The organism is Enterobacter cloacae complex sp. P18RS (assembly GCF_014982105.1).
Lineage (GTDB): Bacteria > Pseudomonadota > Gammaproteobacteria > Enterobacterales > Enterobacteriaceae > Enterobacter > Enterobacter hormaechei_C.
This window is the reverse complement of the sequence record NZ_JADCKV010000024.1, coordinates 88,691-104,688: the sequence shown is the minus strand read 5'-3', so window position 1 is coordinate 104,688 and position 15,998 is coordinate 88,691. Positions and strand designations below refer to the sequence as shown.

18 protein-coding genes and 1 pseudogene are annotated in these 15,998 nt (G+C 58.6%); 15 read left to right on the top strand and 4 right to left on the bottom strand.

The genetic code is table 11. The features are described from left to right. Window position 1: 1 nt before the first annotated feature. The 6 genes from paaH (at window position 2) to paaY (ending at window position 6,070) form a co-directional block, all read left to right on the top strand. Window positions 2-1,426: a 3-hydroxyacyl-CoA dehydrogenase PaaH gene (paaH, locus tag INF61_RS18205; protein WP_033486772.1), complete on the top strand. Its 1,425-nt coding sequence runs from the start codon at window positions 2-4 to the stop codon at window positions 1,424-1,426. Next, the gene (gene paaI / locus INF61_RS18200) at window positions 1,416-1,838 is read left to right on the top strand and encodes a hydroxyphenylacetyl-CoA thioesterase PaaI (protein ID WP_033486773.1); all 423 of its coding nucleotides are present in this window, start codon (window positions 1,416-1,418) and stop codon (window positions 1,836-1,838) included. The genes paaH and paaI overlap by 11 nt, the downstream gene beginning before the upstream one ends. Beyond that, on the top strand, window positions 1,838-3,043 hold the full coding sequence (gene pcaF, locus INF61_RS18195; RefSeq protein ID WP_033486775.1) for a 3-oxoadipyl-CoA thiolase: 1,206 nt from the start codon (window positions 1,838-1,840) through the stop codon (window positions 3,041-3,043). Before paaI ends, pcaF begins: the two co-directional genes overlap by 1 nt. A gap of 26 nt (window positions 3,044-3,069) precedes the next feature. Beyond that, a complete protein-coding gene (gene paaK / locus INF61_RS18190; RefSeq protein ID WP_017384511.1) occupies window positions 3,070-4,386 on the top strand; it encodes a phenylacetate--CoA ligase PaaK in 1,317 nt (438 codons plus the stop codon). A gap of 133 nt (window positions 4,387-4,519) precedes the next feature. Then, window positions 4,520-5,455: a phenylacetic acid degradation operon negative regulatory protein PaaX gene (gene paaX / locus INF61_RS18185; protein WP_032103751.1), complete on the top strand. Its 936-nt coding sequence runs from the start codon at window positions 4,520-4,522 to the stop codon at window positions 5,453-5,455. Window positions 5,456-5,464: 9 nt separating this feature from the next. Beyond that, window positions 5,465-6,070: a phenylacetic acid degradation protein PaaY gene (gene paaY, locus INF61_RS18180; protein ID WP_006810541.1), complete on the top strand. Its 606-nt coding sequence runs from the start codon at window positions 5,465-5,467 to the stop codon at window positions 6,068-6,070. A gap of 42 nt (window positions 6,071-6,112) precedes the next feature. On the opposite strand, the gene INF61_RS18175 is transcribed toward paaY, so the two are convergent. Next, window positions 6,113-6,748 (bottom strand): helix-turn-helix domain-containing protein, encoded by a 636-nt coding sequence (locus INF61_RS18175; RefSeq protein WP_023296565.1) that lies wholly within the window; start codon window positions 6,746-6,748, stop codon window positions 6,113-6,115. Window positions 6,749-6,950: 202 nt separating this feature from the next. Here INF61_RS18175 and INF61_RS18170 point away from each other — a divergent pair, with 202 nt between their 5' ends. Then, window positions 6,951-8,927: an alkyl sulfatase dimerization domain-containing protein gene (locus INF61_RS18170; RefSeq protein WP_193547978.1), complete on the top strand. Its 1,977-nt coding sequence runs from the start codon at window positions 6,951-6,953 to the stop codon at window positions 8,925-8,927. Between the two features lie 57 nt (window positions 8,928-8,984). Here INF61_RS18170 and INF61_RS18165 read toward each other — a convergent pair whose 3' ends face one another. After that, window positions 8,985-9,737, bottom strand: coding sequence for a hypothetical protein (locus tag INF61_RS18165; protein WP_017384508.1), 753 nt, complete (start codon window positions 9,735-9,737; stop codon window positions 8,985-8,987). 1 nt (window position 9,738) lies between these two features. After that, window positions 9,739-9,936, bottom strand: a complete 198-nt coding sequence (locus tag INF61_RS18160; protein WP_003857318.1) for a hypothetical protein — start codon at window positions 9,934-9,936, stop codon at window positions 9,739-9,741. A gap of 258 nt (window positions 9,937-10,194) precedes the next feature. Here INF61_RS18160 and INF61_RS18155 point away from each other — a divergent pair, with 258 nt between their 5' ends. From INF61_RS18155 to INF61_RS18125, 8 genes and pseudogenes are all read left to right on the top strand, one after another. Beyond that, window positions 10,195-10,629: a nuclear transport factor 2 family protein gene (locus INF61_RS18155; protein WP_017384507.1), complete on the top strand. Its 435-nt coding sequence runs from the start codon at window positions 10,195-10,197 to the stop codon at window positions 10,627-10,629. After that, complete coding sequence (locus tag INF61_RS18150; RefSeq protein WP_045348300.1) at window positions 10,626-11,345, top strand: SDR family NAD(P)-dependent oxidoreductase; 720 nt, start codon at window positions 10,626-10,628, stop codon at window positions 11,343-11,345. The genes INF61_RS18155 and INF61_RS18150 overlap by 4 nt, the downstream gene beginning before the upstream one ends. Beyond that, window positions 11,342-12,601, top strand: a complete 1,260-nt coding sequence (locus tag INF61_RS18145; RefSeq protein WP_017693469.1) for an NAD(P)/FAD-dependent oxidoreductase — start codon at window positions 11,342-11,344, stop codon at window positions 12,599-12,601. Before INF61_RS18150 ends, INF61_RS18145 begins: the two co-directional genes overlap by 4 nt. 1 nt (window position 12,602) lies before the next feature. Then, window positions 12,603-13,325 carry a DUF1365 domain-containing protein gene (locus INF61_RS18140; RefSeq protein WP_023296566.1) on the top strand — a complete coding sequence of 241 codons (723 nt, stop codon included), beginning with the start codon at window positions 12,603-12,605 and terminating at the stop codon, window positions 13,323-13,325. Then, window positions 13,322-14,542: a cyclopropane-fatty-acyl-phospholipid synthase family protein gene (locus tag INF61_RS18135; protein ID WP_045141532.1), complete on the top strand. Its 1,221-nt coding sequence runs from the start codon at window positions 13,322-13,324 to the stop codon at window positions 14,540-14,542. Before INF61_RS18140 ends, INF61_RS18135 begins: the two co-directional genes overlap by 4 nt. Then, window positions 14,539-14,847 carry a DUF2878 family protein gene (locus tag INF61_RS18130; RefSeq protein WP_032103746.1) on the top strand — a complete coding sequence of 103 codons (309 nt, stop codon included), beginning with the start codon at window positions 14,539-14,541 and terminating at the stop codon, window positions 14,845-14,847. The genes INF61_RS18135 and INF61_RS18130 overlap by 4 nt, the downstream gene beginning before the upstream one ends. Beyond that, window positions 14,774-14,986, top strand: a pseudogene (locus INF61_RS23135) (hypothetical protein); the annotation flags it as partial. The gene INF61_RS18130 and the pseudogene INF61_RS23135, both read left to right, overlap by 74 nt. A 23-nt stretch (window positions 14,987-15,009) precedes the next feature. Continuing rightward, window positions 15,010-15,558 carry a DUF3833 domain-containing protein gene (locus tag INF61_RS18125; RefSeq protein WP_017384502.1) on the top strand — a complete coding sequence of 183 codons (549 nt, stop codon included), beginning with the start codon at window positions 15,010-15,012 and terminating at the stop codon, window positions 15,556-15,558. Here the strand turns inward: INF61_RS18125 and INF61_RS18120 are convergent. After that, window positions 15,540-15,998 carry a DMT family transporter gene (locus INF61_RS18120; RefSeq protein WP_003857305.1) on the bottom strand — a complete coding sequence of 153 codons (459 nt, stop codon included), beginning with the start codon at window positions 15,996-15,998 and terminating at the stop codon, window positions 15,540-15,542. The two genes, INF61_RS18125 and INF61_RS18120, sit on opposite strands and share 19 nt — an antisense overlap.

Here is a 15,998-nt window from a genome sequence, read left to right as displayed (position 1 = left end):
GATGGTGAATATCCATACGGTCGCCGTCATTGGCAGCGGCACCATGGGCGCCGGTATTGCCGAAGTGGCAGCCAGCCACGGTCATCCGGTTCTGGTGTACGACATTGATGCAGCGGCGATTTCCCGCGCCATCGACGGCATTCGTCAGCGGCTCTCCTCTCGCGTTGCGCGCGGAAAACTCTCTGCCGACGCCGGGGAACAGATCCTCGCCCGCCTGACGCCGGTGACGACTATCAGTGCTCTGGCGAAAGCCGATCTGGTGATCGAGGCGGCCTCTGAGCGGCTTGAGGTAAAAAAAGCGCTGTTTACCCAGCTGGCAGAGATCTGCCCGCCGCAGACGCTGCTTGCCAGCAATACCTCGTCCATTTCCGTTACCGCGATTGCAGCGGAGATAAACCACCCTGAACGCGTCGCCGGGCTGCACTTCTTCAATCCTGCCCCGGTGATGAAGCTGGTGGAAGTGGTCAGCGGGCTGGCGACCTCTCCCGAAGTGGCCGATGCACTGTGCGAGCTGGCGTTGAGCTGGGGAAAGCAGCCGGTACGCTGCCAGTCCACGCCGGGGTTTATCGTCAACCGCGTGGCGCGCCCGTTCTACTCGGAAGCCTGGCGTGCGCTGGAAGAGCAGGTGGCAACGCCCGAGGTGATCGACGCTGCCCTGCGAGACGGCGGAGGCTTCCCGATGGGGCCGCTTGAGCTGACGGACATGATTGGTCAGGACGTCAACTTTGCCGTGACCTGCTCCGTGTTTAACGCCTTCTGGCAGGAGCGTCGTTTTCTGCCGTCGCTGGTGCAGCAGGAGCTAGTGCTGGCGGGGCGTCTGGGTAAGAAAAGCGGGCAGGGCGTTTACCGCTGGCTGGAGGAGAAACCCGCCGTCAGCTGGCTCGCCCCGGTCAGCGACAGCTTCAGCCCGATGCGCGCACAGCGAAGAAGTGACGGTGTCACGGAAATTGACGATCTGTTGCTAATCGAAACGCAGGGTGAAACCGCGCAGTCGCTGGCGCTGCGCCACGGCTGCCCGGTGGTGGTGGTCGACCGCATCGAGCGGGATGTGGCCGTGATAGCCGCCGCACCGGGCAACCCGCACGCCGCCACGCAGAAAGCCATTTACTGGTTGCAGCATCAGGAGAAACGGGTGGTACAGATTGCCGATTACCCCGGCCTGCTGGTCTGGCGCACGGTAGCGATGATTGCCAACGAAGCGCTGGACGCTTTGCAAAAAGGGGTCGCCAGCGAGCAAGACATTGATACCGCCATGCGCTTAGGGGTCAACTATCCCTGCGGGCCCATCGCCTGGGGCGAGCGCCTTGGCTGGCAGCGTCTGTTAACGCTGCTGGAGAATCTGCAACGTCACTACGGCGAGGAACGCTATCGCCCCTGTTCACTGCTGCGCCAGCGTGCGCTTCTGGAGAGTAGCTATGAGTCATAACGCCTGGCATAACGCCCGCGCGATGTACGAACGGGACGCCTGCGCGCAGGCGATGGGGATGGACATTATCGACATGGGCGAGGGCTACGCGGTGGTGACCATGACCATCACCCCGCAGATGCTCAACGGGCATAAAACCTGTCACGGCGGACAGCTGTTCTCGCTGGCCGATACGGCCTTTGCCTACGCCTGCAACAGTCAGGGGCTGGCGGCGGTGGCCTCAGGCTGCGCCATCGATTTTCTGCGTCCAGGCTTTGCCGGAGATAAGCTCACCGCCACCGCGCGGGTGAAGCATCAGGGCAAACTGACCGGCGTCTACGACATTGAAATTCAGAACCAACAACACAAAACCGTCGCTCTTTTTCGCGGGAAATCGCACCGCACTGGCGGCAGTGTGACAGGAGAAGCCTGATGTGTGACGCATTTATTTGTGAGGGTGTGCGTACCCCGGTTGGTCGCTACGGCGGAGGATTATCCAGCGTGCGCGCCGATGACTTAGGTGCCGTGCCGCTGCGTGCGCTGCTGTCGCGTTACCCGCAGCTCGATCTGGAGCGCATAGATGACGTGATCTTCGGCTGCGCGAATCAGGCCGGAGAGGATAACCGCAACGTGGCGCGCATGTCGGCGCTGCTGGCCGGGCTGCCGCAGACGGTATCCGGCACCACCATTAACCGCCTGTGCGGCTCCGGTCTGGATGCCATTGGCTTTGCGGCGCGCGCCATCAGGGCCGGGGATGGCGATCTGCTGATCGCCGGTGGCGTCGAATCCATGTCCCGTGCGCCGTTCGTGATGGGCAAAGCCACGGCGGCGTTTCAGCGTCAGGCGGAGATCTTCGACACCACCATCGGCTGGCGATTTGTGAATCCGCTCATGCATCAGCAATACGGAACTGACAGCATGCCGGAAACGGCAGAGAATGTAGCGGAATTGTTAAATATAAGCCGTGCCGATCAGGACGCATTTGCCCTGCGCAGCCAGCAGCGCACCGCGCGGGCGCAGCAGAATGGCGTTCTGGCGCAGGAGATTATCCCGGTACAGGTGGCGGGCAAAAAAGGTGCGGTAACGGAAGTGAGCGTGGACGAGCATCCGCGCGCCGAAACCACCCTGGAACAGCTTGCCGCGCTGAAAGCCCCGTTCCGTAAGAACGGTGTGGTGACGGCGGGGAACGCCTCTGGCGTCAACGACGGGGCGGCGGCGCTGATTATCGCCAGCGAGCCGATGGCGCTTGCCCAGGGGTTAACCCCGCGCACCCGCATTGTGGCCATGGCGACAGCGGGCGTCGAGCCGCGCCTGATGGGATTAGGCCCGGTGCCCGCCACCCGCAAGGTGCTGGAGCGTGCCGGACTCAGTATCACCGATATGGACGTCATTGAGCTTAATGAAGCCTTCGCCGCACAGGCGCTGGGAGTGCTGCGTCAGCTGGGCTTGCCGGATGACGCGGAGCATGTCAACCCGAACGGCGGGGCGATCGCGCTAGGTCATCCGCTGGGAATGAGCGGTGCCAGACTGGCGCTAGCCGCAAGCAATGAATTGCACCGACGCGGCGGGCGCTACGCGCTGTGTACGATGTGCATCGGTGTGGGTCAGGGCATTGCCATGATCCTTGAGCGTGTTTGAGCGAACAATAATGTGAGTACCCTGCGATGATAAATACAACAAAGCTTGATCCGATCGAAACCGCGTCCATTGATGAATTGCAGGCGTTGCAGACCGCGCGCCTGAAGTGGACGCTGCACCACGCCTACAACAATGTTCCGATGTACAAACGCAAGTTTGATGCCGCGGGCGTTCACCCTGACGATTTCACCGAGCTGGCGGACCTGCAAAAATTCCCGTGCACCACCAAGCAGGATCTGCGCGACAACTACCCGTTTGATACCTTTGCGGTGCCGATGGAGCAGGTGGTGCGTATCCACGCTTCGTCGGGCACCACCGGAAAGCCGACCGTGGTGGGGTATACCCAGAATGATATCGACAACTGGGCCAATATCGTCGCCCGTTCCCTGCGCGCCGCCGGGGGCAGCGCGAAGGATAAAATTCACGTCGCTTACGGTTACGGGCTCTTCACCGGCGGGCTGGGGGCGCACTACGGTGCCGAGCGTCTGGGAGCGACGGTGATCCCGATGTCCGGCGGCCAGACGGAGAAGCAGGCGCAGCTGATCCGCGATTTCCAGCCGGATATGATCATGGTGACGCCGTCGTACTGCCTGAACCTGATTGAAGAGCTGGAGCGTCAGATGGGCGGCGATGCCAGCGCCTGTTCCCTGCGCGTCGGCGTGTTTGGCGCCGAGCCGTGGACGCAGGCGATGCGCCGCGAAATTGAAAAACGGCTGGGCATTACCGCGCTGGATATCTATGGTCTCTCCGAGGTGATGGGGCCGGGCGTGGCGATGGAGTGTCTTGAAACCGCCGACGGCCCGACCATCTGGGAAGATCACTTCTACCCGGAGATCGTCAACCCGAATGACGGCACGCCGCTGGCCGACGGCGAGCAGGGCGAGCTGCTGTTCACCACGCTGACCAAAGAGGCGCTGCCGGTGATCCGCTACCGCACCCGCGACCTGACGCGCCTGCTGCCGGGCACCGCACGCACCATGCGCCGGATGGATCGCATCAGCGGGCGCAGCGACGACATGCTCATCATTCGCGGGGTTAACGTCTTCCCGTCACAGCTGGAAGAAGAGATCGTCAAGTTCGAACACCTTTCGCCGCACTATCAGCTGGAGGTGAACCGCCGCGGGCATCTTGATTCACTTTCGGTGAAGGTCGAGCTGAAACAGAGCAGCTTAACGCTGACCCATGAACAGCGCTGTCAGGTCTGCCATCAGCTGCGTCATCGGATTAAATCGATGGTGGGGATCTCGACCGACGTGATGATCGTGAACTGCGGCAGTATACCGCGCTCCGAGGGTAAAGCCTGCCGGGTGTTTGATTTGCGTAAAGTGGCAGCCAACGGTTGAATTTCCCTCACCCCAGCCCTCTCCCAAAGGGAGAGGGTGTATTAAGTTCCCTCTCCCTTTGGGAGAGGGTTAGGGTGAGGGTACACCCCAGATTCGTATGCTATGATTCATCCACGAAAAAAATAACAACAGAATGAATCACATGAATAAACTTGATGCCTTTATCCAGCACGCAGTCAGCTCTGTTCCCGTCAGCGGAACGTCGCTTATCTCCTCGCTGTATGGCGATGCGCTTTCCCATCGCGGCGGAGAGATCTGGCTCGGCAGCCTGGCGGCCCTGCTGGAAGGGATGGGTTTCGGGGAGCGCTTTGTGCGCACCGCGCTGTTTCGCCTCAACAAAGAGGGCTGGCTGGACGTGTCCCGCATTGGCCGTCGCAGCTTTTACCGTCTCAGCGACAAGGGGCTGCGTTTGACCCGCCGCGCGGAAAATAAAATCTACCGTGCGGAACTGCCGGCGTGGGATGGTAAATGGCTGCTGCTGCTTTCCGAGGGGCTGGATAAAACCACGCTCGCGGACGTGAAAAAACAGCTCATCTGGCAAGGGTTCGGCACGCTTGCGCCGAGCCTGATGGCCTCGCCGTCGCAGAACCTGGCGGACGTGCAGTCTCTGCTGCATGACGCGGGCGTGGCGGAAAACGTCATTTTCTTTGAAGCCCATTCGCCGCTGGCCTTGTCACGCGCGGCGCTACGATCCCGCGTGGAAGAGTGCTGGCAGCTGACCGAACAAAACGCGATGTACGAAACGTTTATCAACTCGTTCCGTCCGCTGCTGCCGCTGCTGAAAGAGGCGCCGCCTGAGGATTTGACTCCGGAACGCTGCTTCCAGATCCAGCTGTTACTCATTCATTTTTATCGTCGCGTGGTGCTGAAAGATCCGCTGTTGCCGGAGGAGTTACTTCCTGCGCACTGGGCGGGACAGAGCGCGCGACAGCTGTGTATTAACATCTACCAGCGCGTGGCGGCGGGAGCCCTGGCGTTTGTCAGTGAGAAGGGGGAAACCTCCGTGGGCGAGCTGCCCGCTCCCGGCACGCTTTATCACCAGCGTTTTGGTGGTCTGAATATCACATAAGGAGAGGGTATGCCTGTTTATCAAATTGATGGTCTGACGCCGGTCGTGCCTGAAGAGAGCTATGTTCACCCGACCGCGGTGCTGATTGGCGACGTGATCCTCGGAAAAGGTGTTTACGTGGGCCCTAACGCCAGCCTGCGCGGTGATTTTGGCCGGATCGTGGTGAAAGACGGCGCGAATATCCAGGATAACTGCGTGATGCACGGTTTTCCGGAGCAGGACACGGTGGTGGAAGAGGACGGGCATATCGGCCATAGCGCGATCCTGCACGGCTGCATTATCCGCCGTAATGCGCTGGTGGGGATGAATGCGGTCGTGATGGACGGGGCGACGATCGGCGAAAACAGCATCGTCGGGGCGGCGGCTTTTGTGAAGGCCAAAGCGGAGATGCCTGCGAATCACTTAATTCTTGGCAGTCCGGCGAAAGCGATTCGTGAGTTAAGCGCGCAGGAAATAGAGTGGAAAAAGCAGGGCACGCGGGAGTATCAGGTACTGGTGGATCGCTGTAAGCAGACGCTGCATCAGGTGGAGCCGCTGCGGGAAGAAGAGCCCGGACGCAAACGGCTGGTCTTCGATGAGAATTTACGGCCCAAGTCGGCTGGCCGGGATAAATAAGGCCGTTCGTTCCCGCATGTTGCTCAAGGCGTGAAGATGAGCTCAATACGCTTCCGGCAGGGGGCGGTCAATCGACACCAGCTTTCCGCGCTTCATGGTGATATAGCCCCCGGCTTTGAGATCTGCCAGCACGCGAAAGACATGCGTGCGTGACAGGTTAGTGCGCTTAATGATAAACAGCGCCAGGCCCTCATTCTCTCCCGTGTGGGTCTCCTGCCGATAGAGATAGCGGTACAGCATCGGTTTTATGGTCTGGTAGCTGGTGACCTGCCTGCGTTCATTGTGCAGGTCGATGGTGAAAATGGACATGTAGGTCAGTATGGTGGCCAGCGCCTGCATGCGCTCAGACCCGCCCTCGAAAAATAGCTGGTCGAAGTCGGCCCAGGCTATTCTCACCAGCTTCACCTTTGCACTGCTGCGATATTCATACTTCGCCAGTGGACAATACCTTTCCATTAACCCTATCGGCATATACTCGATAGTATTGCCAATATTTAGGCCATCATCAGGCATTAATATTGTCAGCGATCCTTCAGTGCAAAAATAGATATAGCCAGGCTCGACGGTGAATTTTTTATTTGCGGCAACGGTTAAGGCCTCGCCTTTACAAAGCATGTGCGGAAAGAATTGCCCAATATTGAGTTGCTGATAATAGGTATGGATATCCTGAAAATTCACGCTAAGCCTCTCCCCGCAACGTCTGCCGTGGTAACGAGTATAGCAGCAATAGCCCCCGGATTACGAACCGATAAATAACCAGTCCCATATGGGACTATGATGAGAAAGTATTCTGATTAGAATGGTCGTCAATGAGTTCGCATTAAAATTATCCGCCAACAGTAAATATCCAGGCGGCGCAATTAATCTACGAGGCCATTCAATGAAATTAACCCTAATTGCTAAACATCTGGCGCTTGCCGGTGTGTTGACGTCGCTGTCGCTTTCCGCGTTTGCGGAAGTGAAGCCGCAGGATGCCACTGCCACAACCCGGCAGGCAAATAACGCCCTGTATAAAAAATTACCGTTTGCCGATAAAACCGACTTTGAGAACGCCCATAAAGGTTTTATCGCCCCGCTGCCACAAAACATGATTAAAGGCGAGCAGGGGAACGTTATCTGGAACCCGGCGAAATATGATTTCGTGAAAGAGGGTGAAAAAGCCCCGGATACGGTAAACCCGAGCCTGTGGCGTCAGTCACAGCTGATCAACATTGGCGGGCTGTTTAAGGTCACCGACGGCGTGTATCAGATCCGCAATCTCGATCTCTCCAACATGACCATCATTGAAGGCGAGAAGGGCATCACCGTTATCGACCCGCTGTTAAGCGCTGAACCGGCGAAAGAAGCGCTGGATCTCTACTATGCAAACCGCGGCAAGAAACCGGTCGTCGCTGTGGTGATCACCCACAGTCACGTCGACCACTACGGCGGCCTGCGCGGTGTGGTTGACGAAGCCGACGTGAAGTCCGGCAAAGTGAAGATCTACGCCCCGGAAGGCTTTATGAAAGAAGCGGTTTCCGAAAACATTATGGCCGGGAATGCGATGAGCCGCCGTGCGAGCTATATGTACGGCAACCTGCTGAAGCCGGATGCAAAAGGCCAGGTGGGGGCGGGTCTTGGCACCACCACCTCTGCGGGTACGGTGACCCTGATCCCGCCGACCAACTACATTACCCATACCGGCCAGCAGGAAGTGATTGACGGGCTGACCTACGACTTTATGATGGCGCCGGGTTCAGAAGCCCCGTCCGAAATGCTGTGGTATGTCAAAGAGAAGAAAATGATCGAAGCCGCAGAGGACGTGACCCATACCCTGCACAACACCTACTCCCTGCGCGGCGCGAAAATCCGCGATCCGCTGGCCTGGTCTAAGTACATCAACGCCGCCATTGAGCGCTGGGGCGCGGACGCGGAAGTGATTATTGCGCAGCACCACTGGCCGACCTGGGGCAACGAGAATATCGTCAAGCTGATGAAAGGCCAGCGCGATATGTATCGCTACATCAACGACCAGACCCTGCGTATGGCAAACAAGGGGCTGACCCGCGACGAGATCGCCGCTGAATTTACACTGCCGGAATCGCTGGAAAAACAGTGGGCGAGCCGCGGCTATTACGGTTCCGTCAGCCACGACGTCAAAGCCACCTACGTGTTTTATCTCGGCTGGTTCGACGGCAACCCGGCTACCCTCGACGAACTGCCGCCTGAACAGGCTGCGAAGAAGTTTGTGGAATACATGGGAGGGGCCGATGCCATCATGCAGAAAGCCAAAGCTGACTATCAGCGGGGCAACTACCGCTGGGTGGCGCAGGTGACCAGCAAAATCGTCTTCGCCGATCCGCAGAACGCTGCGGCACGTAATCTGGAAGCCGACGCGCTGGAGCAGTTAGGTTACCAGGCGGAAGCGGGCACCTGGCGTAACTTCTACCTGACCGGCGCGCAGGAACTGCGTAATGGCGTGAAGAAGCTGCCGACGCCGAACACCGCCAGCCCGGATACCGTGCGGGCGATGACCCCGGAAATGTTCTTCGACTACCTGGGCGTGCACATCAACGGGGTGCGGGCCGGTAACGCGAAAGCGGTCTTTAACATCGATCTCGGTAAGGATGGCGGCAAATACAAGCTGGAGCTGGAAAACGGCGTGCTGAACCATACCGCCAACGCGCAGGCGAAGGATGCTGACGCAACCATCACCCTGGACCGCACCACGCTGAACGACATCATCCTTAAGAAAGAGACGCTCAAGCAGGCGATGGACAAGGGTGACGTCAAGATGAGCGGAGACGGAGCGAAGCTGGAAGAGATGCTGAGCTACATGGACACATTTGACTTCTGGTTCAATATTGTCACGCCATAAGTTTAGCGTTCATCCTGGTTAATCCTGGCGCCTTATTACGATAAGGCGCCATTTTTTTTATTCACGCATCGCCAGCGCGCTGGCGCTTGCCGGATCGAACAGCGAAATACTCTCGATCTGATCCAGCATGATCACTTTGCGAAAATCCATGGCGCTTTTGGGCTCCGAATCGAGCGTAATGTCATGCTCGGCATACCATTTGCTGTAGTTATGTTCGATACAGAGCTGCATGTTCTTCCCGTCACGGTAGCCGCTCAGCATCGGAATAAGCACGATATTGGCCGTTTTTTCATACTCCAGCGTGGCGGTATGGATCATGCCAATATAGATCCGCCGCGATTTCAGCGTGACGTGCGCCAGTTCACCTTCCTCCATGCACTGATAGAGCAGTTGTTCAATCCCGCTCGACTGCGCCAGCCGCTTGTACAATTTTTTCCGGCCATCGCCGTCCAGCCGCGCGCTTCCGGCCCAGTTCGATCGGTAAAGACAAAACAGGATCGCGAAGGTCAGCATCACCACCACCGGGGCCTGAATCCCCAGGAAGCTCCAGTTCATAAAATCAATTTGCCAGTCGGCATATTTTGCTGACGTGAAATGGAACGTGTTATCGGCGGCGGAGAGGGCGAACAACAGCAGCCACAGCAGGCCGGTGGCGATCACCCCCTGAAGAACAAAAATACAGCCATACAGTGCAACAAGAAAATAGACGTCCCAGCCAAAGGATCGCTTGATTTTAAACCGTGTTGAGAGGTCGCGGCTGGTGTACCAGTACCCGCATACCATCAATACCATGAATATTGCCGTTCCCATTTCAGGCCCTCTTCAGCGCGTTGACATGGCGCAGAAAGTCCTGCCGTACTTCGTGGCTTTTGTAGTTAACCGAGGCGTTTCCATCCTGATCGATGATGATGCGGTCGCCATCCTCTACGGCTTCGATAATTTCCTGGTGACTCATGACCTGCAACAAGGATTCCGGGCTGGAAAAGAGCGTCATCAGTAAATGTTTCATCGCGTGACATCCTTATGAATTAAAAGGATAAGTCTGGAAGATAAATGGCACCTTTGCCTTAAGGTTATCCCTAAAAAATCGGCAGCCTGGCGGCGAAATTCATATTTTTCACAAAATGGTTGTGCGTGGTGATATTCCATGTAACTGAAAAATAATAAGAATAAAAAATATAGCTGCGCAAACTTGGACAAATAAAGTTAATCGTGTAAGTTTAAATTATGCGATTCCGCTACGTTGTTTACACCCAGGATGTGACCCATGAGCACGTTGCCGTCCGTCATCAGTCGGTTCGTTGATTACTACGCCACGCTGGATACCCAGCCACCTTCGGCGCTGGCGGGGATTTATCGCGCCGATGCCACGCTTATCGATCCCTTTGGCGAACACAGCGGGGTGTTCGCGATTCAGCGCTATTTCACCCATCTGCTGGCTAACGTCCAGCACTGTCGCTTTACCGTCGATGCACCGTTGCAGCAGGGCGATCGCTTTGTTGTCACCTGGATGATGCACTGGTCGCACCCACGTATCGCCGGGGGGGCAATGCGCCAGCTGCCGGGCTGCTCCGTGGTAGACATGCGCGACGATCGCATTGTTCGCCAGCGGGATTACTACGATGCCGGAGAGATGATTTACGAACATCTCCCGATACTCGGCTGGGCCGTGCGCGGCGTGAAGCGAAGAGTGAAATCATGAAAACGGTTCTGATCACCGGCGCAAGCTCGGGCATCGGGGCGGGGCTGGCGAAATCTTTTGCCGACGATGGTTACCGGGTGATTGCCTGCGGGCGCGATGCGCAACGTCTGGCAGCCGTCCATCAGTACAGCCCCAACATTACGGTGCGCCTGTTCGATATGACAGACAGGGACGCCTGTCGCCAGGCGCTGGCGGACTGTACTGCCGACACGGTGATTCTCTGCGCCGGAACCTGCGAGTATCTCGACCGCGGCGAGGTGGATGCCGAGCTGGTGGCGCGGGTCATGACCACCAATTTCATCGGGCCGGTAAACTGCCTTGCGGCGTTGCAGCCGCAGCTGGTATCCGGCAACCGCGTGGTGCTGGTCAGTTCAATGGCGCACTGGCTTCACTTCCCGCGAGCCGAAGCGTATGGCGCCTCCAAGGCGGCGTTAACCTGGTTCGCCGATACGCTGCGCCTCGACTGGGAACCGAAAGGGATTGCCGTCACGGTCGTTTCACCCGGTTTTGTCGACACGCCGCTGACCCGCAAAAACGATTTCCCGATGCCGGGCCGGGTCAGCGTGGGGGACGCCGTCCACGCCATTCGTCGCGGTCTGGCAAAAGGGAAGGATCACATCGCGTTTCCCGCCGGGTTCAGCCTGGCGCTGCGCGTGCTTTCCGGCCTGCCCGATGTACTTCAGCGCGCACTGCTGCGCAGGATGGTGCGACCATGAAAATCGCAATTATCGGCAGCGGCATCGCCGGGTTAACCTGTGCCTGGCGGCTCGCCGGACATCATCAGGTCACGCTGTTTGAGGCGCAGGCCACGCCGGGCGGCCATACCGCAACGGTGGATGTCGATACGCCGCAGGGCAGCTTTGCCATCGATACCGGTTTTATCGTCTACAACGACCGCACCTATCCGCGCTTCATGGGGTTGCTCAGCGAACTGGGCATCTGCGGGCAAAAAACGCAGATGAGCTTTTCGGTGCACAACCCGCAGAGCGGGCTGGAGTACAACGGGCACACGCTGACGTCGCTGTTCGCCCAGCGACGTAATCTGCTCAACCCGGCTTTCTGGACGCTGCTGAAGGAGATCGTGCGCTTTAACCGGCTGGCGAAACAGACGCTCCGGGGCGAAGTCGATGGTTCCGCCACGCTGGAAACGTTCCTGCGCCAGCACCGTTTTACGCCCTTTTTTGCGCGCCACTACATCCTGCCCATGGGGGCGGCTATCTGGTCGTCGTCGCTACAGGAGATGAAACGCTTTCCGCTGCCGCTCTTTTTACGCTTTTTTGAAAACCACGGTCTGCTGGACATTACCCATCGTCCGCAGTGGTACGTGGTGCCAGGCGGCTCCAGGGAGTATATCCGCGCGATGCTGGATACGCTCGGCGATCGCCTGACGCTGCACCTTAACGCGCCGGTGCAGCAGGTTATTCGCCACGATCGTGGGGTTGATATTGCGCGTGAGGGCGTAACAGACACTTTTGATCAGGTGATCTTCGCCTGCCACTCCGCTCAGGCGCTGGCGATGCTCGCCAGCCCAACGCAGGCTGAACGCGAGGTGCTGGGGGATATCGGCTGGCAGCGTAACGAGGTGGTGCTTCACCGCGATCCGCGCTGGCTGCCGGTGCGCGAACGCGCGTGGGCGAGCTGGAACTACCGCCTCAGCGAGCAGGATCAGGCCAGCGCCTGCGTCACCTACAACATGAATATCTTGCAGGGACTGCCGCCGGGTTGCCCGCTGTTTTGCGTCACCCTCAACCCGGAAACGCCGGTGGAGGAACGGTTTGTGCTGCGCCGCTTTGTCTATGAGCATCCGCTTTTTAACCCGCAAAGCTGGCAAGCTCAGGCCCGGCGCGGCGAAATAAACGGTCGCCAGCGGAGCTGGTTCTGCGGCGCGTACTGGTACAACGGCTTCCACGAAGATGGCGTGCGCAGTGCGCTGGACGTGGTCAACGCTATCGCGACCGGGGAGGGCAACTGAGATGAACAGCTGCCTTTACCACGGTACATTGCGCCATCGTCGGCTTGCGCCGAAAGCGCACCACTTTACCTACAGCGTGTTTATGGCCTGGCTCGATCTGGATGAGCTGGACGCGCTGCCCTCTGTCGGCGTGCGTCGTAACCGCGTTGCGCCCGCGGCATTTTATGATGCGGATTACCCGCTGGGCACGCCGCTCAAAGCGCGTGTCCTTGAGCGTCTGGAAAATCTGACCGGCGAACGTCCGGCGGGGCGGGTCATGCTTCTGACTCAGCTGCGCTATTTCGGTTTTCATTTCAACCCGGTCAATTTCTACTACTGCTATGACGGGGAAGACACCCTGCGCTGGGTTCTCGCCGAAGTCCGTAACACGCCGTGGAATGAACGACATTACTACGCGGTAGCGGGGCGGGACGCCCCGCCGACGGAGAAAGCGTTTCACGTCTCGCCCTTTAATCCGATGGACATGATCTACCACTGGCGCTTCAACAGCCCGGACAGCACGCTGCGCATGCATATCGAAAACCATCAGGAGACGAAGGTGTTTGATGCCACCCTGACGCTGCGCCGGGTCCCGCTGACGCGCACGGCGCTGCGTTCGCTGCTGGCGCGGATCCCGTTGATGACCCTCAAAACCGTTTTCGCCATTTACTGGCAGGCGCTCAGGCTGTGGCTGAAGCGCGTACCGCTGCATAACCATCCCCTCAGCAGGAGTGAACGCTCATGACCAATCCCGTCTTTGCGCTTGAACCCGATATCCCGCGCAACGTCCGCGTCGCGCGATGGTTGCTCTTCCGCCTGCTGAATGGCCTGCACGGTGGCTCGCTGACGCTGCGTGAAGGCGCGCAGACGTTCCAGTTCGGCGACGCTTCCGCCGCGCTTCACGCTGAGGTGCAGGTACTTGCTCCGGGCGTCTACTGGCGCATTTTAACCGGGGGCAGCCTCGCCGCGGCACAAGCGTGGATGGATGGCGACTGGGAGACGCCCCACCTGACGCCGCTGCTGGAGCTGATTGCGCGCAATAGCCAAATCCTCGGAAAGCTGGAAAAAGGGTTTCGCCTGCTCGGGAAACCGGTGGAGCGGCTGCGGCACTGGATGCGGCGCAACTCCCGCGCGCAGGCGCGGGAAAATATTGCCGCCCATTACGATCTGGGCAACGCCTTTTACGCCCATTTCCTTGATGAACATCTCCTGTACTCCAGCGCGCTGTTTAGCGGGGACGAGCAGGATCTGACCGCGGCTCAGCAGGCGAAAATGGCGAGGCTGTGTGACCAGCTGGCGCTCACGGCAAACGATCATCTGCTGGAGATTGGCACCGGCTGGGGGGCGATGGCGGAATATGCCGCCCGTCATTACGGCTGCCGGGTGACCACCACCACGCTGTCGCAGGAGCAGTACCACTGGGCCACCGCGCGCATCGCCCGGGCAGGGTTGCAGGATCGTGTTGAGGTGCTGCTCTGCGACTACCGCGATCTGACCGGGGTCTACGACAAGCTGGTGTCGGTTGAGATGATTGAGGCCGTCGGTCAACGCTACCTGCCAACATTTTTCCGCACCTGCCAGGCGCGTCTGCGTCCAGGCGGGCGGATGGCGATTCAGGCCATCACCATTCAGGATCAACGCTATCGCGACTACAGCAAAAGCGTCGATTTTATTCAGCGCTACATCTTCCCCGGCGGCTTTTTGCCCAGCATCACCGCCATGAATGAACTCATGACCCGCCATACCGATTTTGTGGTGCGTAACCTCTTCGATATGGGACCGGACTACGCCCGCACGCTGGCGCACTGGCGTCAGCGGTTCGTTCACGCCTGGCAGGAGATTGAAAAGCTCGGGTTTGATGACCGTTTCCGCCGGATGTGGCTGTACTACCTCGGCTACTGTGAAGCCGGGTTTAATGCCCGCACCATCAGCGTGGTGCAGCTGACTGCGGAACGCGTGTGAAGCGCTACGGGCAGGTATTTCTGCTGGCCATCGGGTTTGATCTCTACTGGACGCTGACGGGGCTGATTGCGTTCACGGGCGCGTCCCTGATGCCGCTATGGATGGTGGCGCTGTGGCTAATGTTTGCCACCGTCTGGACGCAACTGACCCGCACGACCACCTTGCCGGGCTGGTTGCTGACGGTACTGGCGACCCTGGGCGGGCCGGTGGCCTACCTGATCGGCGAGCGTCTGGGGGCCGTTTACCGTTTATACCTCTCAGCTTCTGACGCACGACGGCAGCTATACAGGGTTAGACGGCGATAATGCGCTGATTATCACCTATGCCCGGGACATCGATGGTGACGACCTGGTTGAGGCGACCCGCGACCAGTGGCAGGCGCAGGGCATTTTGCAGCAGGAGCCGCAGAGTGAAGCCTGGCTGAGCGAGTATCCTGAACTGCGTCAGCAGTTAATCGGAGGACCACAATGAAACGTTTCCTGTTAATGGCGCTTGCCCTGACGATGCTGGTGGCCGGATGTAGCACCGAGGTGACAGAGTATCGTCAGCAGCAGCCACGGCTTGATATTTTTACTTACTTCCAGGGGAAAACCGAGGCGTGGGGGATGGTGCAGGATCGCAGCGGTAAGCAGATCCGTCGTTTTCACGTCGAGATCGCCGGGGATGTTATCGGCGATACGCTGACCCTGAATGAACATTTTGTCTACGATGACGGCGAGAAGCAGCAGCGCGTCTGGCATATCCGCCGCGTAGGGCAGAATCGCTATGAAGGCACGGCGGGTGACATAGAAGGTGGCGCGACAGGCCAGGCGGCGGGCAATGCCCTTAACTGGCGCTACAGCATGAACGTGAAGGCGGACGGCAAAACCTGGCTGCTGCACTTTGATGACTGGATGTATTTGCAGGACAGCACCCGTCTGTTTAATAAAACCGAGATGAAGAAATTTGGCGTCACCGTCGCCACGGTGACGCTGTTCTTTACCCGCAAAGAGGGCGGTCAATCCTCTTCGGGCTGAGGTTTACTGCTTGAGTAGATGAAGAAGAGCGCAATACTCAGGCAGACGACGGCCCCGAAACGGCTCACTGAAAACGGAATGGCTTCATTGTTCAGCCAGCCAAAGTTATCAATCAGCATGCTCATGGCCAGCTGGCCCAGGATAACCGCTACCGTGGCAACGGCGGTCCCGATGCGCTGCACTGCGAGCACCATAATCACGATATAGGGCACGCCGCAGAGGGCGCCCAGAAGCTGCCATTTGGGTACATCCATCAGGCTGACCGCCTGTTTCGGCTCAAAAAAGAAGATCAGCAGGGCGGTCACCAGCGCGCCGACGGAAAACGTCAGAAACGCGCTTTTAAATACCCCCACGCTGCTGCCTAATTGCCCGTTAATAGCAGCCTGAATGCTCAGCGTAGCGCCGCCAATCACCGCCAGAATAATCATAATTACTGTCAT